The organism is Providencia sp. NPDC089933 (assembly GCF_049545585.1).
Taxonomy (GTDB): Bacteria; Pseudomonadota; Gammaproteobacteria; order Enterobacterales; family Enterobacteriaceae; genus Providencia; species Providencia huashanensis.
In genome coordinates, this window is record NZ_JBMWDT010000009.1 from 152198 (window position 1) to 171852 (window position 19655).

The window sequence follows — 19655 nt, forward strand, 5'->3', positions numbered from 1 at the left end:
AGTATCCCGAACCTTATTTTTGTATTACCAAATACGAATACGTTGTTCTGGCGCTAAATACAGCGCACTATCTTTATCAACACCGAAAGTTTGGTACCAATCATCAATATTTCGTACCACGCCATTTGCACGGAACTGGTTAGGGCTATGTGGGTCGGTCATAATTTTGTTACGTTCAGACTCTTTATTTGACAGTTCTTGCCATGTGCGCGCCCAAGCAATAAAGAAACGTTGTAACCCTGTTGTTCCATCAATAATAGGGGCTTCTCCATTCGGGTAATTTTCTTTAACGAATTGTTTATAAGCACTTAAGGCAATATTGAGCCCGCCAAGGTCGCCAATATTTTCGCCTAATGTGAGTTGCCCATTAACATTCAAATCGTCAACAGCAAAACCATTATATTGTTCAACAAGCTTCTCAGTTTTTTGTTTAAAATGCTCTTTTGCGCTATCGCTCCACCAATTGCGTAACTGGCCAGTACCATCATATAAGCTGCCTTGGTCATCAAAGCCATGGCCCATCTCATGACCAATAACTGCCCCGATGGCACCATAGTTATAAGCAGGGTCAACATTTGGGTCAAAGAATGGCGCTTGTAAAATTGCAGCAGGGAACACTATCTCATTTTGTACAGGGTTAAAATAGGCATTAACCGTTTGCGGTGTCATGCCCCATTCCCATTTACGCACTGGTTGGCCAATTTTGCTGATCATATCATCGTATGACCATGCTAGAACCTGTTTGTAATTCTCTAAGAGGGTATTTGGGTTTAAGTTGATTGTACTAAAGTCATTCCATTGGTCAGGGTAGCCGACTTTTACTGTGAATTGTTCTAGTTTTTTTAATGCTTCTTGGCGAGTGGTGTCATCCATCCAGTCATTATCCTTCAGGCGCTCATTAAATGTTCCCCTGACATAACTGACGAGATCTTTAATTTTTTCTTTGGACTGTGGATCAAAGTATTTTTCGACATAAATTTGACCCAATGGCTCACCTTGTAGGGAATTAACTGTTTGTAGTGCGCGTTCTTGGCGAGTTCTTTGTTTCTCTACGCCATTGAGTTTTTTTGAGTAAAAATCAAACTGGGCATCAGCAACGGTTTTATTTAAATAGCGAGCATGCTCACTAATATATTGAAAAGTTAAATAGTCTTTTAATGTTGAAATAGGCGTATCTGCGAAAATTTTTGCTGTTTGTTCAACAGCGCTGTCTGTTTCCACAATGACTTTTTCAAGTTGTTTATCCGTTAATTTTCTACTGCTAATAAATGCACCCCAATCAAAACCTTGGGTATATTTTTTCATTTCATCAAGGGACATCGCATGGTAATTTTTTAGAGTATCACGGCGTGCCTCAGGGCTCCAATGAACGGTGGCAAGAGACTTTTCTAAGTCAAAAATCTTCTGTGCTTTTTGCTCAACACCTGTTTCACCTGCTAACTTCAACATTGTCCCGATATAAGCAATATAACTTTGGCGAATATCTTTCATTTGAGGGGTATCCTCAAGGTAATAATTTCGATTAGGCAACCCTAACCCGCCTTGACCAAGATATAACACGTAAGTATCAGGAGCCTTTGCATCTAAATCGACCCAATAGGAAATCAGTGATTTATAGTCAGGCTGAGTCATTAACGCACTTATTTCATTATGATCTTTAGCTTTTTTGATGGCGTCTAAGTCATGTTGTATTGGGCTGAGACCTGATTTTTCGATGGCTTCCTCATTAAGGTAGCTGAGATATAAATTACGAATATTACGTTGATTATGACTCAATGAGTTTTCTGGTATTTTTTGTAACTCATCAATAATAGATTGGGTCTGTTTTTCGGTGTTCAAATACAAGTCAACAAAAGAGTTTATACGTGGCATACCTGTTGGAATTTTGGCTTTGCTTATCCAATCCTCATTTACATAGCGGTAAAAGTCATTCCCTGGGTTGATTGAATCAGATAGGACAATTTTTTGTTGCCCATAAGAGACTTCTTTTGCCAGCAATTGGGGGGCAAAAGAAGTAGTAGACATACCAATAATTAAAGCCAAAATATTTATACGCATGTAGCAACCTCTCTTCGTTGAGAATATTGATTTTCACTATTACTCATTAATATTGGTAATGCAGTGGAAATCTTTCCAGTTTGATTTTATCTATTGAATCACATTATGAAATTAAATTAACCCGTCTTTGCAATTTCTTACGACCCTAATGATAGAAGTAAGGTATAGATGAAATTTTATCATCATACTGTTTATTCTTGTTTGAATAATGTTATATTAGTTATATCAAATTGGTTATATATATCTTTTGGTTATAACTAATATTATTTAGCTATAGTGAAAGCCACATAATTAAGCAAGAGGTAGACTGAAATATGAAATTGCAGCAATTACGTTATATTGTTGAGGTCGTTAACCATGACTTAAATGTCTCCTCGACTGCGGAGGGGCTTTTTACTTCACAGCCAGGGATCAGTAAGCAAGTAAGGATGCTTGAAGATGAGTTAGGGATTCAAATTTTTGCCCGCAGTGGTAAACACTTAACTCACGTAACCCCAGCAGGGGAAGAAGTTATACGTATTTCTCGTGAGGTATTGTCTAAGATAGAGGCAATCCGGTCGGTGGCAGGGGAACATACCTATCCTGATAGAGGGAGTTTGAGTATTGCAACCACACATACTCAAGCACGTTATGCATTACCGCCGGTAATCAAAGGTTTTATAGAGCGTTATCCCCATGTTTCTTTGCATATGCAACAAGGCTCACCGACACAAATTGCAGAGGAAGTTTGTAAGGGGAATAGTGATTTTGCTATCGCGACGGAAGCATTGCATTTGTATAGTGACTTAATAATGTTGCCGTGTTACCACTGGAACCGTTGTGTTGTGGTACAAAAAGACCATCCATTAGCCGCGAAAAAAAATGTCACTATTGAGGATATAGCCCAATACCAAATTGTGACTTACACCCATGGCTTTACAGGGCGTTCAGAGCTCGATGTTGCATTTCAAAAAGTCGGCATAGAACCAAAAATTATTTTTACTGCTACGGATGCAGACGTTATTAAAACTTATGTAAGGTTAGGTCTAGGGATCGGAATTATTGCCAGTATGGCTGTTGACCCAATTAGTGACAGTGATTTAGTTGTTATTGATATGCGCGATAAATTTAGCTATAGCACAACAAAAATTGGTTTTAAACGAACCACATTTCTTCGTAGCTATATGTATGATTTTATTTGGCGTTTTGCACCTCACTTAACGCGTGATGTCGTCGATAAAGCAGTCGCATTAAGGCATAATGAGGATATCGAAGAATTCTTTAAAGATATGAAGTTGCCGATTATTTAATTCTTTGTTGTAGCTAGGGCGATGGTTACTAATAGCGCTATCTACCTAGCTACAATTTGCTATTCAAGAAGGCTAGTCACTTTATTTTACCTACGCAACTGTTCACTGACCACATATTTTCAATGTATCAATTTCCCTTCTTAACTTAAATTTCCTATGATAAATAGATAGGAATTCAAAATTTGGCACAAAATCTATAAATCAAATTTCTAAAGCAACTATGATTACAATTGGTTAACAAAAAATAAGGGCGGTAGCTAATACCTATCGTTATAGTTATAAAAACCAAGGAGGAGTTATGTCGTTGAGCCTAAAATCAGACAGTGCTTCCATGCTCACTGTTGGAAACAAGCAGTATCATTACTTCAGCTTAGCACGTGCTGCTAAAAAACTTGGTGACGGTTCTAAGTTACCTAAATCTTTAAAAGTCCTACTTGAGAATCTACTGCGTCATATTGATGGAACCTCGGTGGTAGAACAAGACTTACAAGCGATTATTGATTGGCAAAAAAAGGGGCACGCAGACAGGGAAATTGCTTACCGACCTGCTCGTGTACTCATGCAAGACTTTACGGGGGTTCCCGCAGTTGTTGACCTTGCGGCGATGCGTGAAGCCGTTAAGTCTCTTGGGGGGAATGTTGAACAAGTAAATCCATTATCTCCGGTAGATTTAGTCATTGACCACTCTGTTATGGTGGATGAATTTGCCACACAATCTGCATTTGGTGAAAACGTCGAAATTGAAATGAAACGTAATCATGAACGTTATCTATTTTTGCGTTGGGGCCAAAAGGCTTTTAATCGATTCCGAGTGGTTCCACCAGGTACGGGGATCTGCCACCAAGTTAACTTAGAATATTTAGGTAAAGCGGTTTGGTACGAACAAATTGACGGTCAGTTATACGCTTATCCTGATACCTTAGTAGGAACTGACTCCCATACTACGATGATCAACGGGCTAGGTGTACTTGGCTGGGGTGTGGGTGGGATTGAAGCAGAAGCTGCTATGTTAGGTCAGCCAGTTTCGATGCTGATCCCTGATGTCGTGGGCTTTAAATTAACAGGGAAATTATCCGAAGGGATCACCGCGACAGACCTAGTGCTGACGGTAACACAAATGCTACGTAAACATGGTGTTGTCGGTAAATTTGTTGAATTTTATGGTGATGGGTTAGCCGATTTGCCGTTAGCGGATAGAGCGACCATTGCGAATATGTCACCGGAGTACGGGGCAACATGTGGTTTTTTCCCTATTGATGACATTACATTGTCATATATGCGGTTAACCGGCCGTAGCGATGATGAAGTCGCGCTGGTGGAAGCATATAGTAAAGAGCAAGGCTTATGGCGTCACGTTGGTGATGAACCAATTTTCACCAGTACGCTAGAACTTGATATGTCGACAGTTGAATCTAGCCTTGCTGGGCCTAAACGTCCACAAGACAGAGTTGAGCTAAGCCAAGTCCCTAAAGCTTTTCGCGGTGCAGTTGAATTAGAAGTTAATAAGAAAGAAAAAAATGCACAACCGACAGTGAAATATCAAAATAAGACTTTTGAACTCACAGATGGGGCGGTTGTGATTGCCGCAATCACATCATGTACTAATACATCTAATCCAAGCGTATTAATGGCCGCAGGGTTACTAGCGAAAAAAGCGGTTGAAAAAGGGTTAATGCGCCAGCCTTGGGTGAAAACCTCATTAGCACCAGGTTCTAAAGTTGTTACTGACTATCTGGCCGTCGCGGGCTTAACCCCTTATCTTGATAAATTAGGTTTTAACCTTGTCGGTTATGGTTGTACGACTTGTATTGGTAATTCAGGGCCATTACCAGAACCGATAGAAGATGCGATTAAGCAAACAGACTTAACTGTTGGGGCGGTGCTGTCAGGTAACCGTAACTTTGAGGGGCGTATTCATCCATTAGTGAAAACTAACTGGCTAGCATCACCGCCTTTGGTAGTCGCGTATGCATTAGCGGGGAATATGAATATTAACTTGAAGAATGAGCCACTAGGTGTAGATAAGCAGGGCAATGATGTCTATCTGAAAGATATTTGGCCTTCTAGTGTCGAAATTGCTCAGGCAGTGCAGCAAGTTAAAACGGATATGTTCCGTAAAGAATACAATGCGGTATTTGACGGTGATGAGGCTTGGCGTGCATTAGAAGTTGAAAGTTCATCAACCTACCATTGGCAGGCAGATTCAACCTATATTCGCCATCCACCCTTTTTTGAAGGGATGTCAGTTCAACCCGCACCAATCAAAGATATTCATGGTGCAAATATTTTAGCTATCCTTGGCGATTCAGTTACAACAGATCATATTTCACCTGCGGGTAACATCAAAAAAGAGAGCCCTGCAGGACGTTATTTGCAAGAGCATGGTGTTGCGGTTGCGGATTTTAACTCTTACGGGTCACGTCGTGGTAACCATGAGGTGATGATGAGAGGGACATTTGCAAACATTCGTATTCGTAATGAAATGGTGCCAGGGGTTGAGGGTGGCTACACATTGCATATCCCAACAGGGCAGCAAATGGCGATTTATGATGCAGCGATGTTATATCAACAAGACAAACGTCCATTGGCTATCATTGCGGGTAAAGAGTATGGTTCGGGTTCTAGCCGTGACTGGGCAGCTAAAGGGACCAATTTGTTAGGTGTTAGGGTTGTGATTGCTGAGTCGTATGAGCGTATTCATCGCTCTAACTTAATTGGAATGGGGGTTGTTCCTTTAGAGTTTAAAGATGGCGAGTCCCGTAAAACACTAGGGTTAAAAGGTGATGAGCGTATTGATGTTAATGGTCTACAGTCACTTGTGCCAGGGCAAGACATTGTCGTTAAAATTACTTACGGCAATGGTGAGGTAAAGGACGTTACCATGCGCTGTCGTATTGATACCTCGACAGAAATGGATTATTACCGTCATGGCGGTATTTTACATTATGTAATAAGACAAATGTTACACTAACTTTTACTGCAATAACGTCTGCATGGTTCGCCCAGCAGACGTTTTTTTTAAATATATTATCTTGTTTATTAATCTTGTTCTTTCTCAATTTTTTCGTTTCGATTCTGGGCTATGGTAATAAATAGATGACCAATTAAAGGGGAATACGATTATCATTATTGCTTAAGAATAGGGTGTAGTTCGCTATAAATCAGTTTCTTTGTTGAAAATAATATAAATGTAATCGCTTCTGCATCAACCATACAGTGATTGAACTTATCGAAAACACTATAAAGGAAATAAATATGGCAGATATCAATGAAACCGATTTCTATAAAGGGGCATTGTGGGCAGCAGACATTTTATTGACGACTTCTCATTTTGATGGGGCAAATGAAGAGGTTCGTGACATTTTAGAGCATATCCCTAATTTATATTCTATCGTTATGAGAACACCAGAAACGGAAGTGCATGACTTACGTTTGTACGCGGATAAAGAATTTCCACTCGGTTTAAATGCAGATTATACCGCTATCACCATTGCTCCATTAAAAGATTATTTTGATATTTTACCAATGCCTGATCAAGACCCTAAGAGTATTACCTTTGAGGTCGAGTATTGGGGAGTGGTCGCAGAAACGTCCTCAGGGAAACCGGATTTATTGATTGCGGGCTTGTTAACACCAGAAGAAGCGCAGAGATATGCACAAGGGTTATCGAAACAGCTAGAGTTACAGCTTGAAAAATAATCGATTGAAAGTGTTTTGGGCTTTTTCTGTTTATTTATTCTTCTAAAATGACCAAAAACGGCAATACTGTGTTTATATACAGTGTTGCTGTATGTGGCATTATAAGAGGCTTCCAGATTGTCATTCTGATATATTCCGAAGAAATAATAATTTTTCAAAATAAGTGAATTGTCTCATGTTTGTTAGGTAAATATTCTTGAGGGTGCAATGCATCTGTAAAAATATCATTTACTTAATAAAGGAACATAATATTATGGCAACGATAAGCCAACCCCAGCGTTTTATTAACGCACTCAATAAATTAGAGGTGTCAAGTAAGGTATCAAAAAAACCGCTCAATGAACTGAATAAGTTAGTCGGTAATATTGCAAAGATCACTAATAGTACTGATAGCTCCGAATTTAATAGACTGATGAGTGGCGGGACGGAGGTGTTTGAGTCCCGCATAGATAAACTTATCGAAAAACTTAAATCACAGAACTCAGGCATGTATCAAGAGAAGAGTACAAAATTAAATTTTGTCAAAACAACGCTTTTAGCATCAATAGGTGCAAAAGAGAAATGCACATTAGAAACAAAAAAATCGAATTTAATAGAAAAATATAATAATACAAAGAATGAACTTAACGGAATTAAAAATGACATTATCAAGACTGAAGAAAAAATAAATAAGAAAAAATTAGAAATTGAATTTCTTAAAACACCTGATGTTGTTTCTTTACTGGCTGAGGATCATCAAGGGCTAGTTACTGAAAAAATAGCAACGGCAATTGAAAACTATAATAAAGGCATTAAGCAACTTGATACGGCTATTGAAAATAACAAAAATAAATCACTAACTAAAAGAAACGAGCTGGTTAAAAAAATTCCAGATATAGGAGATTCATTAGATAAGGCGATAAAGGGAGAAATTTTTAAGGTAGAGAATAGTGGTTTTTTCGGGGAGATAAAGACTACATGGAAAAGCTATCTAACCAGTGATTCCTTTGCGATGAAAAAATTTGGTTTCGAGTTAAAGGACGGACACAAAGAGTTTTCAGGAAAAACCAAGGTTCCAAATCTCGAGGGTCGCAATTTTACGGAAAACGTACAACAATATTTTGTAGCATTAGATAAAATCCAAGAATTACAAAACAAAAAGAATGAACTCAGTACAGAACATGAAAATAAAATCCAGAATTATAGTAAAGAATTGAATGTTTCAGTGCAAAATTACGTACAGGAAAAAATGAATTCATGTACAACTAGCTTAAATAAATTGCAAACTGAGTTAGATAAGCAGAATAACACAAAAGATATGTATCAAAATCAGCTTGCTGGATTAGAAACAAGCATTACAAGTAATTAAGAGCAACAAAAGGGGCTACAACAGTATTTTTGTTAGTCATTAATTGGGTAGGACCTAAATATAAATAGGGTATAGATGGCAACAAATAACCTTGTTGCCATCTATAGACTGATGAAAATTATAACGCCTTGTCTTCGGCTAATTGCAGGGCGAAGTAACTAAAAATTAAGTCAGCTCCTGCACGTTTAATAGAACCTAACGTTTCGAGTGCCACGCGAGTTTCATCAATTGCTCCCGCTTGAGCTGCAAATTTAATTTGAGCGTATTCCCCACTTACTTGGTAAGCCCCAATCGGTAATTGGGTTTGTTCACGCAAGTCACGGATGATATCTAAATACGCTCCTGCAGGCTTAATCATTAATGCATCAGCACCTTCACGCTCATCAATTAATGACTCATGTAACGCTTCACGGCGATTCATTGGGTTCATTTGGTAGGTTTTTCTATCACCTTTTAAGCAAGAACCCGCGGCGTCACGAAAAGGGCCATATAATGCGGAAGCAAACTTTGTTGAGTAAGACATAATTGCTGTATCCGTAAAGCCGGCTGCATCAAGAGCTTGACGAATAGCGGCTACCTGACCATCCATTGCTGCGGATGGAGCTATAAAATCAGCACCAGCCCGTGCAGCTGCAACAGCTTGTAACCCTAAGTTATGGATAGTTGCATCATTATCAACAATATGGCCATGCATCACACCACAGTGACCATGTGAGGTATATTCACAGAAACAGGTGTCTGACATAACAATCATCTCAGGTACCGTTTCTTTACAAATTCGGGACATTCGCGCAACAAGGCCATTTTCTTGCCATGCATCGCTACCATTATCATCAAGGTGATGAGAAACACCAAAAGTCATCACAGATTTAATACCTGCATTGGCAATCCGCTCAATTTCATAAGCAAGACGTTTTTCAGGAATACGCATCACGCCGGGCATACTGGCAATCGGCATATAATCATCAAGTTCTTCTTCAACGAAAATAGGTAGACATAAGTCATTAATAGTTAACTGAGTTTCTTGGAATAAAGTGCGGAGCTTTTCTGTTTTACGCAGTCTTCTCATGCGTTGAATGGTTGGCAGGTTGTTCACAATATCTCCTTGTTGTTTGAAAAACAAACTTAAATGATTAAGCGTATTTATCAAGGTAATAATATTGCTAACAGTATAAACCTTATAGAAAGAAAGTGAATATAGCAGTTAATAAATGCAACCATCAGGGTTGTTATATTTGGTTAAAATTTAAAAAGGTATTATAAGGAAGAGCATGACGCTCTTCCTGTGAGGGGGCTATTGGTGCTTAAACAACATATGACCCATTTTTTGTGCTTTTACATCCAAGTAATGCTCATTACTAGGGTTGCGCCCAACAATAAGTGGTACACGTTCAATAACGTTAATACCCGCGTCACGCATCTTTTCGATTTTTTGTGGGTTGTTGGTCAATAAACGGACTTCGTTAATACCGAGTAATTTATACATATCAGAACATAAGGTAAAATCACGTTCGTCAGCTTTAAAGCCTAATTTGATATTTGCCTCAACGGTATCAAGACCTTGATCTTGTAAAGCATAAGCACGGATTTTATTTAGTAAGCCAATATTTCGTCCTTCTTGACGATGGTAAAGTAATACCCCTCGGCCTTCTTTACTAATCTGAGAAAGCGCGGCTTCTAATTGAAAACCACAATCGCAGCGTAGACTAAATAGCGCATCTCCTGTTAAACATTCGGAATGGATCCGGCTAAGTACCGGCTCATTTCCAGAGATATCGCCAAAAATTAACGCTACATGATCACGACCAGTTGCTATTTCTTCAAAACCTACCATTAAGAATTCACCGAAAGGTGTGGGTAGCTTTGCCTCGGCAACACGTTTTAGCTGCATATTTTCATTCATTAGTTAAAGTAACTCTTGCTTAATTAATAACGTTTATCGATATAAAGTACAGTGAGTATAATGTATCGACGATATATGACGTTTAGCATATAGAGGTTGGTTTTCTTTGCACACTACCAATGGTGTATTACTATAACAGAGTTAATAATGGGTGAATGTAATATTTATTGATTTAGTTAGATTTATATTTATGGAATGCATTAAATGAGAAAAACTATTTTGGTCGTTTGTGCTTTTGCGCTGTTGTTGATTATTCCACCCATGTTAATGATTATGGCGGGCTGGCATTGGTCACCAGAAAACCAATCAGGCGTCGGTAAATGGTTACTATGGTTAACTAATTCTGCTGGCGCTCCATACAGCATTTTGACTTCTTTATTATTTATCGGGGCTGTCATTTTCGCGTTTCGTACAGAGAAAACGCATCTGCTAAAAGTTTTACTGGTTGTTATTAGTGTGATCTTACTTCAACAAGGGGTAAAAACCCTGCTAAAAAATTCGTTTAAAGAGCCACGGCCTTATGTGGCCTGGTTAGCAACTGAACATCATATTCCAACAGCCGAATTTTATGATTTAAAAAGATCTGAGCGGGCAGCATTAGTTAAAAATACTGTTAAGCAGGATAACACTGTTGCTAAATGGCAACGTAAGCATTGGCAAGCTGAAACAGGGTATTCATTTCCATCAGGGCACATGTTATTTGCTGCTGGTTGGGCTTTATTGCTGATTGCTCTTTTTTGGCAGCAACGTCTGTATATATTAGCGATAGGCCTCGCTGTTTGGGCGGAAGGTATCGCATTTAGTCGTATGCTATTAGGAATGCACTGGCCAATTGACATTATTGCTTCAGTAGTCATCAGCGCTAGCTTTGCAATATTAGGGTACGGGGTATTGCAATTTCGTTGGTTTAGAAGCAAAGCAGACTAATCTTTCAGCAAGCAGTGATAGATAGGGTATTTTTAGGTTGAATTAAGCGTTGTATAAAATAAATTACTTTGTCTGAATGCGCTGGAAATGCTACCTTATCAGGTAGATATTATTGAATGAATAAGAACTGATAACGGGAAAAAATGTGAAATACTTTCTGATTTTATTACTAGCTGTCGCATTTTTTATTATTTCGATTACGCTAGGTTCAAGCAATGATCAGGTTATTACATTTAACTACCTGATTGCAAAAGGGGATTTCTCATTATCGACCCTGCTTGCATCACTTTTTGGTGTCGGTTTTGTGCTAGGCTGGTTGGTGTGTGCGGTATTCTATCTGCGCATGGTAGTTAGTCTAAAAAATGCACGTCGTAAAATTAGACGTTTAGAATCACAATTAGGTGCTGGAGAAAGTAATATTTCTGACTCAACCTCATTAGTGACGGCTCAGAACAAGGAATAATCCTGTATGTTCGAGTTGCTGTTTCTGCTGCTACCAGTCGCTGCTGCTTATGGTTGGTACATGGGGCGCAGAAGTGCTCAACAAGATAAGCAACAACATGCGAATCGCTTGTCACGTGATTATGTGACAGGCGTGAACTTTCTATTATCTAATCAACAAGATAAAGCTGTCGATTTATTCCTCGATATGCTAAAAAATGAAGATAGCTCCGCTTTTGAAGCCCACCTTACTCTCGGTAATTTATTTCGTTCACGCGGGGAAGTTGAACGCGCCATTCGTATTCACCAATCGCTGGTGGAAAGTGCGGCGTTATCTTTTGAACAGCGTCTTTTGGCAACTCAGCAACTTGGTCGTGATTATATGGCGGCGGGGGTTTATGACCGTGCTGAAAGCATGTTCCAACAACTCACTGATGAGGTGGATTTCAAACTCAGTGCATTACAATCGCTTTTAAATATTTATCAATTAACGAGTGATTGGACAAATGCCATTGAGGCCGCCGGTAAATTGGTAAAGTTAGGTCATAATGAATTACGTGAACAGATTGCACATTTTTACTGTGAGTTAGCGACTCAACAATTAGCCAGTGATGACCTTGACGATGCCCTTACATTATTAAATAAAGCAGAACAAGCGGATAAAAACTGTGCTCGTGTCTCAATAATGAAAGGGCGGTTATTTATTGAGCAAGGTAATTATGATAAAGCAATTAATGTGCTAAAACAGGTCTATGAACAAGATAGAGAACTTGTTGCAGATACTCTTCCTTTACTTTATGACTGTTATCAACATACAGGGCAATCTAATGAATGGGAGAATTACCTTCGTCAATGTGTTGCGGGTAATTCAGGTGCAATTGCCGAACTCTATCTTGCAGATATTATCGTTGAACAACAAAATCATGAAGCTGCGGCGAGTTACATTAATGACCAAATTCAACGTCACCCAACCATGCGCTTATTCTATCGCTTAATGGACTACCATTTACAAGAAGCTGAAGAAGGTCGAGCAAAAGAAAGCTTGATCTTATTACGTAAAATGGTCGGGGAACAAATTCGCACAAAACCGGATTATCGCTGCCATAAATGCGGTTTCACTTCGCACTCATTATATTGGCATTGCCCATCTTGTCGCTCTTGGGACACAATAAAACCAATTCGCGGGTTAGATGGGCAGTGACAGCGTCACTTTTTTTCAAATAAATATGACTTTTTAAAGGCTAAGAAATGATTTCGTCAACTGAGAACCAGACATATTCGCCAATCATTGTGGCACTTGATTATGAAGATGCTAACGCAGCTTTGGCGTTTGTTGAGCGCTTAGATCCTCGTGATTGCCGCTTAAAAGTAGGCAAAGAAATGTTCACTTTTAATGGTCCTCAATTTGTTAAATCGCTCCATGAGCGTGGTTTTGATGTTTTTTTAGATTTAAAATTCCATGATATTCCGAATACCGTTGCTCGTGCTGTAGCTGCTGCTGCAGAAATGGGGGTATGGATGGTAAATGTTCATGCTGGTGGCGGTGCTCGAATGATGGAAGCTGCCCGCCAAGCACTTGAGGTCTATGGGAAAGAGGCACCGTTGTTGACGGCTGTGACCGTGTTAACCAGTATGGATGAGTCTGACTTAGTGGGTGTGGGTATTAACGTATCTCCTGCTATACATGCAGAACGATTGGCTTTGCTCACTAAAGAATGTGGTCTTGATGGTGTGGTTTGTTCCGCCCATGAAGCACAACGACTGAAAACATTATGCGGCTCTGACTTTAAATTAGTCACCCCAGGTATCCGTCCTGCTGGGAGTGAGGTTGGTGATCAGCGTCGTATTATGACGCCACAAGATGCAATAAAAGCAGGGGTAGATTATATGGTTATTGGCCGGCCTATAACGCGTAGTGAAAACCCCGCATTGACCTTACAGCAAATCAATCAATCTATTAAAGGTTTAGTATGAGTGAACACAACAGCCGATTGGTCTACAGTACAGATGTAGGGCGTATAGCAGAAGAAAAACCACAAATCGAAAGGCCCAAAGGTGATGGAGTGGTAAGGATACGCCGTGAGACTTCTGGACGTAAAGGGAAAGGGGTTTGTGTGATCACTGGAACTGATCTTGACGATACTGAACTAAATAAACTGGCTGCAGAACTTAAAAAAAAATGCGGCTGTGGTGGTGCAGTAAAAGAGGGTAATATCGAAATTCAAGGTGATAAGCGCGATGTGATAAAACAACACCTCGAAGCCAAAGGTTTTCAAGTTAAATTAGCGGGTGGCTAAAGCCATAAAATAGCGCTCGTAAAGAGCGCTATTTAAAAACTAAGGAGCGTGAATGAAAGCGCGGGCAAAGTGTAGTTAGTAGTGCCTTATTTGCCAACCTGATGACCGATAATCCCACCAATAGCAGCACCACCTACGGTACCTAATGAACTTCCTCCCGTTAGGACAGCACCACCAACAGCACCTACACCTGCACCAATTGCTGTGTTTTTATCACGCTTAGACATGTTGGAACACGCACTGACACTAATAGCGACAGTGGCGATCACCATGAATGATAAAATACGTTTGCTGACTATTTTCATTTTTATAACCCTTAGTGCGTATTAGACAAATCATAAAATACCATGACACGTACAATTACGAATAAGAATAATCAGGAAAATGTTTTGCAAGGACAGCGAAATTTAACGTTTAATGCGAACTTTAACCAAATGACGGATTGTTAGACAAAGAAAAGACCATAAGCATTAACTTATGGTCTTTAAATATTAGCACAAGAATAGTTATTCTGCTGGGCGTGCAACAATATTACGTGTTTCCATACGAACTTCTGCGATAGTAACGTTAATAATATCGTTCAATTGATAGGCTTGTTCACCTTTAATGAGTACAGCCCCGGTTTCTTGGCTACATTGGATTTCATCACGTACACTATGAATAAACGGTGCAGGAACAAATGCGACTGCGCCATTATCCACTAACCGAACTCGTATACCGCCACGGGTGATATCAATGATTTCTGCTGGGAACTTTGTGTCAGTCCCTGCAAATGGTTTTAAGTATCGAGAATATAACCAGTCCCCAACATCACGTTCCGCCATGCGGTTGGCACGACGGCGTTCGGCTAGTTTTATTGATAGTTCCTCTGAGGGTTTATCAGGTGAAGGTTTGCCTGCAATGATGGACTTTAATAGCCGATGGTTAACAATATCGGTATATTTCCGGATTGGGGAAGTCCATGTGGCATATGCATCAAAACCTAAACCAAAGTGTGGACCGGGGTCCGCTTTAACCTCTGCAAAGGTTTGGTAACGACGGATGCGGCTATCAAGGAATTGGGTTGGTTGTGCATCTAACTGACGACGTAGTTGGCGGAAACCTTCTAGGGATAGCAAAGACTCAGCAGTTGTTTCAATACCATGGTCTTTGAGTGTTTGGACAACCTGTTCAATTTGCAGAGGTTCAAACCCCATATGCACGTTGAATACGCCAAAACCTAATTTTTCTTTTAATACAGCAGCTGCGCAGAGGTTAGCGGTGATCATTGCTTCTTCAACAATACGATTTGAGCTGCGACGACGTTCAGAAACGATATCTACTACATTTCCTTTATCATCTAGCACGAAACGATAATCTGGGCGGTCTTTAAAGACTAAAGCATTATTTTCACGCCATTGTAACCGTTTATCAGCCATTTCTTTGAGTAGTTCGATTTGCTGTTTATCTGTATCATTTGCTGGTTGCCAAGTACCTACATTTTCAAGCCAATCAGAGACTTCCTCATAAACCAGTTTTGTTTTTGATTCAACCCAAGCACTGAAAAACTCAATATTATTATCGATACTACCATCTGATTTAATTAACGTTGTACAAACTAAAGCAGGGCGACGTAAATTTGGGCGTAAGGAGCACAGGTCATCAGATAATTTACGCGGCAGCATCGGGATATTGAAACCGGGCAAATAGTTGGTATAAGAGCGCGCTAATGCCAGTTTATCAAGTTCACTCCCTTCGTGGATATAGCTTGTAGGGTCGGCAATGGCGATGAAAAGTTTTAAATCGCCATCTGCTGTTTTTTCAACATACAGGGCGTCATCCATATCCTCAGTGCTTGCGCTATCAATAGTAACGAAATGCAAATGGGTTAAGTCAGTCCGTTCAATGCCTTGATCGTCACGTTCACTATCAACCATTTGCGGTTCGTCACGGTCTAATTGGTGACGCCGTAACGTTACCCACCAAGGTGCAAAATGGTCATCACCCTCAGTAATGTATTCGGTAATTTCTGCATAAAAGCCTTTATCACCTTTTAAAGGGTGACGACGCATGTGGGCAACAACCCAATCATCTTGCTTAAATTCGTGGGTAAGGCCGTTAATGGGACGGCAGGAAATCATATCTTTGAGTGAAGGATGGTCGGGAATGACAAATAAGCGATTATCATTTTCTTTTTTCTGAATTTTCCCAACAAACCTATCTAAAAAAGGCTCAACAAGCTCTTCCGGTTCAGCAAATTCACGGTCTTTATCTGTATGAACACTGGCAATTACACGGTCACCGTGCATTACTTTTTTCATTTGTGGAGGTGGAATAAAGTAACTTTTTTGGCCATCAACTTCGAGAAAGCCAAAACCTTTTTCTGTGCTTTTTACCAGCCCTTCAACGCGTGGGGTCTGGGCATGTAACGTCTGTTTAAGTTGCGCGAGCAGTGGGTTGTTTTGAAACATACTTACCGTTTAATTGAGGTTGAGTTTGGCTCTATTGTTACGTAAGACAAAGTCTTAGAGCAAGGAAAAAATGCGTTACAAACAAGATTAGTCGCTAACAGACTGTTTTTCCTATAACCAAATAGAGCCATAACTAAGTTAATCTTCAGGGTATATTTTTTCTTTAAATTCACATAAATCTTCAATAATACAGGAGCCGCAACGAGGTTTGCGTGCAATACAGGTATAACGGCCATGTAAAATAAACCAATGATGGCAATCGACTTTAAACTCTGCAGGAACAACCTTGAGTAGTTTCTCTTCGACTTCAACGACATTTTTCCCCGGTGCAAAATTAGTGCGATTACATACCCGAAAAATATGAGTATCAACCGCAATAGTTGGCCAACCGAACGCGGTGTTAAGCACAACATTTGCTGTTTTACGGCCTACGCCGGGCAAGGCTTCGAGTGCATCTCTATCTTCGGGTACTTGGCTGTGGTGCTTTTCGACTAAAATCTTACAGGTTTTATATACGCTTTCTGCTTTGGTATTAAATAACCCGATAGTTTTAATATATTCTTTAATACCATCGACGCCGAGAGCCATTATGGCTTCGGGGGTATTTGCGACGGGGTATAGTTTTGCCGTTGCTTTATTGACGCTCACATCAGTCGCTTGAGCGGAAAGCAAAACAGCTATCAGTAACTCAAACGGGGAGTTAAATTGTAACTCTGTCGTAGGATGTGGGTTGTTATCGCGTAGACGAGTTAGTATTTCAATACGTTTTGATTTATTCATTGCTCACAATAATATCATTATTAAGAAATATGGCTGCCACAACCTTGTTGTTTTTCATACTCACGAGTGGGTTGTTGGCCCAATTGTAAAGCAGCTCTTTTCTTCATTTTTTCATCAATTAGGTATTTTGCCGCTAATAGCAAGGCTAGGCCAATAAAGGCGCCCGGAGGTAGCATAGCGAGTAAAAAAGGAGAATCAAGGTGTAATACCTCAATACGAAGAGATGTTGCCCAAGAACCTAATAAAAGGTCAGCGCCATCAAATAAAGTTCCATTGCCTAAAATTTCACGAATAGAGCCAAGCACAAATAAGGTCGCTGTTGCTCCTAATCCCATGGCGAACCCATCTAACGCTGATAATGGAACAGGGTTACGCGATGCATATGCCTCTGCACGGCCAATGACAATACAGTTAGTGACGATCAGCGGGATAAAAATACCAAGAGACTCATATAGCCCAAATGCATACGCATTAATTAACATTTGTACTGCACTCACCACCGAAGCAATAATCATGACATAGATTGGAATACGGATCTCTGATGGTACCCAACGTCGCAGCGCAGACACCGCAATATTAGTGCAAACTAAAACTAATGTAGTCGCTAAACCGAGGCCTAGGGCATTTGTTGCTGTTGATGAAACAGCAAGGAGAGGGCAAAGCCCTAATAATTGGACCAAAGCTGAGTTATTTTTCCATAACCCTTGCAGTAACAGGTCTTTAGTTTCACTCATTATTCTTCTCCACAGCTCGGATAATTCGACAGTTGTTGCGGAACATGTTGCATAAAAACGGCGGTGCGTTTAGTGGCGTTGACCACCGCACGAGGGGTTATGGTTGCCCCTGTAAATTGGTCAAACTCGCCGCCGTCTTTTTTAACTGCCCATTTGGGGTCATTATCTGAATTAATCTTTTTACCACTAAAATAGGTGATCCAATCTGAAATGCGTGTCTCAATTTTATCACCTAGACCAGGCGTTTCATGGTGTTCAGTGACTCGAACACCAAGGACTGTCCCGTTGAAATCGGTACCTACTAATAGATGAATTGCACCTGAATAACCATCTAAAGCCGTTGTTTCTAAAGCAGCAGCAACAGGTTCACCATTTTTACGGGCAATATAGAGGTGCCTTGGTTGCGTATTGCCCAGTATGGCTTCATTTTTGACTAAATAACATTCTTTGGTTAAATCATTATCATATAAATTGCTAGGTATAACTTGGTCGAGTAACTTTTTCTGCATAATAGCAGCTTGTTTAGCAATGGTATCTTTAGTTAACGTATAGACAACTGCACTCAGAGCGGTAGTTCCTGCTGCAAAGATAGCTAAGATGACACCATGGCGTCGCATTGTATTTAACATCGGTGGCCCTTATTTATGTCCATGACCGTACGCACGTGGCTGCGTATAGTAATCAATTAACGGTACGGTTATATTCGCCAATAACACTGCAAATGCGACAGCATCTGGATAGCCGCCAAATACACGGATCACCCAAACCAAGAAACCAATTATTACACCAAAAATAATTCGACCTTTAGGGGTTGTTGAGGCAGTCACTGGGTCTGTCGCAATGAAAAATGCGCCTAACATCGTGGCACCTGAAAGTAATTGAACCAGTGGTGGTGCAAAGCGGCTGTCATCAATTAAATAGCTAACTACGGATAAAATTGCCAATGTCCCTAAGAACGAAAGCGGTATGTGCCAGCTAATTATCCGGCGGTTGATCATAATTAAACCACCAATCAGGTAAGCAACGTTGACCCATTGCCAACCAATCCCTGCTAGTGACCCTTGTAAAATAGGTTGCTGTAGTACTTCGGTGACTGAATGGGTCAGCAAACCGGTTTTAAAACTGTCCAGAGGGGTTGCTTGGCTCATTCCGTCAACTCCTGTTCGAAGCTGTTCAAGAGAGATACCCGTTAAGGTATGACCATTAAAAATGACGGACAAACTATCTAAGGGTGAGATAGAAAGGTTCTGTAACTCATGTGGTGGAAGCCAATTTGTCATGTGGACAGGGAAAGAGATTAATAACACCACATAACCCACCATCGCTGGGTTAAAAGGGTTCTGACCTAAACCACCGTAACATTGTTTAGCAATAGTAATCGCAAAGAAAGTCCCTAAGACGATAAGCCACCAAGGGGCTAAAGGGGGAAGACTAACCCCTAATAATAAGGCAGTGACAATCGCTGAATTATCTTTCAATACAGGAACAATGGGCTTTTCACGTAGCCTAATAGAAACAGCTTCCGTTAGTACGGCTGTTAACATGGCTAACAATATTTGGAACAGAGTGCCAACCCCAAAAAAATAAATTTGAACTGCGATACCAGGTATTGCAGCTAAAAGTACCCAAAGCATGACTAAACTCGTGCTTTGTTTGTTATGAGTAAATGGTGCACTCGCAATTTTTAAACGGCGATTTTTTGCGTCAATAGGCCTAAATTTCATCTGGT

At 40.1% G+C, this 19655-nt stretch carries 18 protein-coding genes; 9 read left to right on the forward strand and 9 right to left on the reverse strand.

Annotated features, from left to right (window positions below):
• Nucleotides 1-24: 24 nt before the first annotated feature.
• Nucleotides 25-2058, reverse strand: coding sequence for a M13 family metallopeptidase (locus ACPEH5_RS14160; RefSeq protein WP_281111244.1), 2034 nt, complete (start codon nucleotides 2056-2058; stop codon nucleotides 25-27).
• Between the two features lie 314 nt (nucleotides 2059-2372).
• Here ACPEH5_RS14160 and cysB point away from each other — a divergent pair, with 314 nt between their 5' ends.
• From cysB to ACPEH5_RS14180, 4 genes are all read left to right on the forward strand, one after another.
• Entirely contained in the window at nucleotides 2373-3347 is a 975-nt protein-coding gene (gene cysB, locus ACPEH5_RS14165; protein ID WP_042843677.1) for an HTH-type transcriptional regulator CysB, read from the forward strand.
• A gap of 298 nt (nucleotides 3348-3645) precedes the next feature.
• Nucleotides 3646-6318: an aconitate hydratase AcnA gene (gene acnA, locus ACPEH5_RS14170; RefSeq protein ID WP_129465951.1), complete on the forward strand. Its 2673-nt coding sequence runs from the start codon at nucleotides 3646-3648 to the stop codon at nucleotides 6316-6318.
• 284 nt (nucleotides 6319-6602) lie between these two features.
• Nucleotides 6603-7046: a hypothetical protein gene (locus ACPEH5_RS14175; protein WP_129465950.1), complete on the forward strand. Its 444-nt coding sequence runs from the start codon at nucleotides 6603-6605 to the stop codon at nucleotides 7044-7046.
• 253 nt (nucleotides 7047-7299) lie between these two features.
• Nucleotides 7300-8394 (forward strand): hypothetical protein, encoded by a 1095-nt coding sequence (locus ACPEH5_RS14180; protein WP_206227124.1) that lies wholly within the window; start codon nucleotides 7300-7302, stop codon nucleotides 8392-8394.
• A 118-nt stretch (nucleotides 8395-8512) separates the two neighbouring features.
• Here ACPEH5_RS14180 and hemB read toward each other — a convergent pair whose 3' ends face one another.
• Entirely contained in the window at nucleotides 8513-9490 is a 978-nt protein-coding gene (gene hemB, locus ACPEH5_RS14185; RefSeq protein ID WP_129465948.1) for a porphobilinogen synthase, read from the reverse strand.
• Between the two features lie 198 nt (nucleotides 9491-9688).
• On the reverse strand, nucleotides 9689-10285 hold the full coding sequence (ribA, locus tag ACPEH5_RS14190; RefSeq protein ID WP_042844326.1) for a GTP cyclohydrolase II: 597 nt from the start codon (nucleotides 10283-10285) through the stop codon (nucleotides 9689-9691).
• 216 nt (nucleotides 10286-10501) lie between these two features.
• Here ribA and ACPEH5_RS14195 point away from each other — a divergent pair, with 216 nt between their 5' ends.
• From ACPEH5_RS14195 to yciH, 5 genes are all read left to right on the forward strand, one after another.
• The gene (locus ACPEH5_RS14195; protein WP_131680779.1) at nucleotides 10502-11224 is read left to right on the forward strand and encodes a phosphatase PAP2 family protein; all 723 of its coding nucleotides are present in this window, start codon (nucleotides 10502-10504) and stop codon (nucleotides 11222-11224) included.
• A gap of 145 nt (nucleotides 11225-11369) precedes the next feature.
• A complete protein-coding gene (locus ACPEH5_RS14200; RefSeq protein ID WP_042843684.1) occupies nucleotides 11370-11687 on the forward strand; it encodes a LapA family protein in 318 nt (105 codons plus the stop codon).
• Nucleotides 11688-11693: 6 nt separating this feature from the next.
• Nucleotides 11694-12866: a lipopolysaccharide assembly protein LapB gene (gene lapB, locus ACPEH5_RS14205; RefSeq protein ID WP_042843685.1), complete on the forward strand. Its 1173-nt coding sequence runs from the start codon at nucleotides 11694-11696 to the stop codon at nucleotides 12864-12866.
• A 47-nt stretch (nucleotides 12867-12913) separates the two neighbouring features.
• Nucleotides 12914-13639, forward strand: a complete 726-nt coding sequence (pyrF, locus tag ACPEH5_RS14210) for an orotidine-5'-phosphate decarboxylase (RefSeq protein ID WP_048607244.1) — start codon at nucleotides 12914-12916, stop codon at nucleotides 13637-13639.
• Nucleotides 13636-13962, forward strand: a complete 327-nt coding sequence (yciH, locus tag ACPEH5_RS14215; protein ID WP_042843687.1) for a stress response translation initiation inhibitor YciH — start codon at nucleotides 13636-13638, stop codon at nucleotides 13960-13962. The genes pyrF and yciH overlap by 4 nt, the downstream gene beginning before the upstream one ends.
• 86 nt (nucleotides 13963-14048) lie before the next feature.
• Here yciH and osmB read toward each other — a convergent pair whose 3' ends face one another.
• From osmB to rsxD, 6 genes are all read right to left on the reverse strand, one after another.
• Nucleotides 14049-14267, reverse strand: coding sequence for an osmotically-inducible lipoprotein OsmB (gene osmB, locus ACPEH5_RS14220; protein ID WP_042843689.1), 219 nt, complete (start codon nucleotides 14265-14267; stop codon nucleotides 14049-14051).
• Between the two features lie 201 nt (nucleotides 14268-14468).
• Nucleotides 14469-16412: an exoribonuclease II gene (locus ACPEH5_RS14225; RefSeq protein ID WP_071548123.1), complete on the reverse strand. Its 1944-nt coding sequence runs from the start codon at nucleotides 16410-16412 to the stop codon at nucleotides 14469-14471.
• A 138-nt stretch (nucleotides 16413-16550) separates the two neighbouring features.
• Nucleotides 16551-17192 (reverse strand): endonuclease III, encoded by a 642-nt coding sequence (gene nth / locus ACPEH5_RS14230; protein ID WP_042843692.1) that lies wholly within the window; start codon nucleotides 17190-17192, stop codon nucleotides 16551-16553.
• Nucleotides 17193-17212: 20 nt separating this feature from the next.
• Nucleotides 17213-17926 carry an electron transport complex subunit E gene (locus ACPEH5_RS14235; RefSeq protein WP_048607238.1) on the reverse strand — a complete coding sequence of 238 codons (714 nt, stop codon included), beginning with the start codon at nucleotides 17924-17926 and terminating at the stop codon, nucleotides 17213-17215.
• Nucleotides 17926-18555, reverse strand: a complete 630-nt coding sequence (rsxG, locus tag ACPEH5_RS14240) for an electron transport complex subunit RsxG (protein ID WP_042843694.1) — start codon at nucleotides 18553-18555, stop codon at nucleotides 17926-17928. Before rsxG ends, ACPEH5_RS14235 begins: the two co-directional genes overlap by 1 nt.
• A gap of 9 nt (nucleotides 18556-18564) precedes the next feature.
• A complete protein-coding gene (rsxD, locus tag ACPEH5_RS14245) occupies nucleotides 18565-19650 on the reverse strand; it encodes an electron transport complex subunit RsxD (protein WP_042843695.1) in 1086 nt (361 codons plus the stop codon).
• Nucleotides 19651-19655: the final 5 nt, after the last annotated feature.

Excerpts from the sequence above, each read along its gene's own strand:
- rsxD (WP_042843695.1), bottom strand. The coding sequence starts at position 19,650 with ATGAAATTTAGGCCTATTGACGCAAAAAATCGCCGTTTAAAAATTGCG.
- rsxG (WP_042843694.1), bottom strand. The coding sequence starts at position 18,555 with ATGTTAAATACAATGCGACGCCATGGTGTCATCTTAGCTATCTTTGCA.
- ACPEH5_RS14195 (WP_131680779.1), top strand. The coding sequence starts at position 10,502 with ATGAGAAAAACTATTTTGGTCGTTTGTGCTTTTGCGCTGTTGTTGATT.
- nth (WP_042843692.1), bottom strand. The coding sequence starts at position 17,192 with ATGAATAAATCAAAACGTATTGAAATACTAACTCGTCTACGCGATAAC.
- ACPEH5_RS14225 (WP_071548123.1), bottom strand. The coding sequence starts at position 16,412 with ATGTTTCAAAACAACCCACTGCTCGCGCAACTTAAACAGACGTTACAT.
- pyrF (WP_048607244.1), top strand. The coding sequence starts at position 12,914 with ATGATTTCGTCAACTGAGAACCAGACATATTCGCCAATCATTGTGGCA.
- acnA (WP_129465951.1), top strand. The coding sequence starts at position 3,646 with ATGTCGTTGAGCCTAAAATCAGACAGTGCTTCCATGCTCACTGTTGGA.
- ACPEH5_RS14175 (WP_129465950.1), top strand. The coding sequence starts at position 6,603 with ATGGCAGATATCAATGAAACCGATTTCTATAAAGGGGCATTGTGGGCA.
- ACPEH5_RS14235 (WP_048607238.1), bottom strand. The coding sequence starts at position 17,926 with ATGAGTGAAACTAAAGACCTGTTACTGCAAGGGTTATGGAAAAATAAC.
- osmB (WP_042843689.1), bottom strand. The coding sequence starts at position 14,267 with ATGAAAATAGTCAGCAAACGTATTTTATCATTCATGGTGATCGCCACT.
- yciH (WP_042843687.1), top strand. The coding sequence starts at position 13,636 with ATGAGTGAACACAACAGCCGATTGGTCTACAGTACAGATGTAGGGCGT.
- lapB (WP_042843685.1), top strand. The coding sequence starts at position 11,694 with ATGTTCGAGTTGCTGTTTCTGCTGCTACCAGTCGCTGCTGCTTATGGT.
- ACPEH5_RS14180 (WP_206227124.1), top strand. The coding sequence starts at position 7,300 with ATGGCAACGATAAGCCAACCCCAGCGTTTTATTAACGCACTCAATAAA.
- ribA (WP_042844326.1), bottom strand. The coding sequence starts at position 10,285 with ATGCAGCTAAAACGTGTTGCCGAGGCAAAGCTACCCACACCTTTCGGT.
- cysB (WP_042843677.1), top strand. The coding sequence starts at position 2,373 with ATGAAATTGCAGCAATTACGTTATATTGTTGAGGTCGTTAACCATGAC.
- ACPEH5_RS14160 (WP_281111244.1), bottom strand. The coding sequence starts at position 2,058 with ATGCGTATAAATATTTTGGCTTTAATTATTGGTATGTCTACTACTTCT.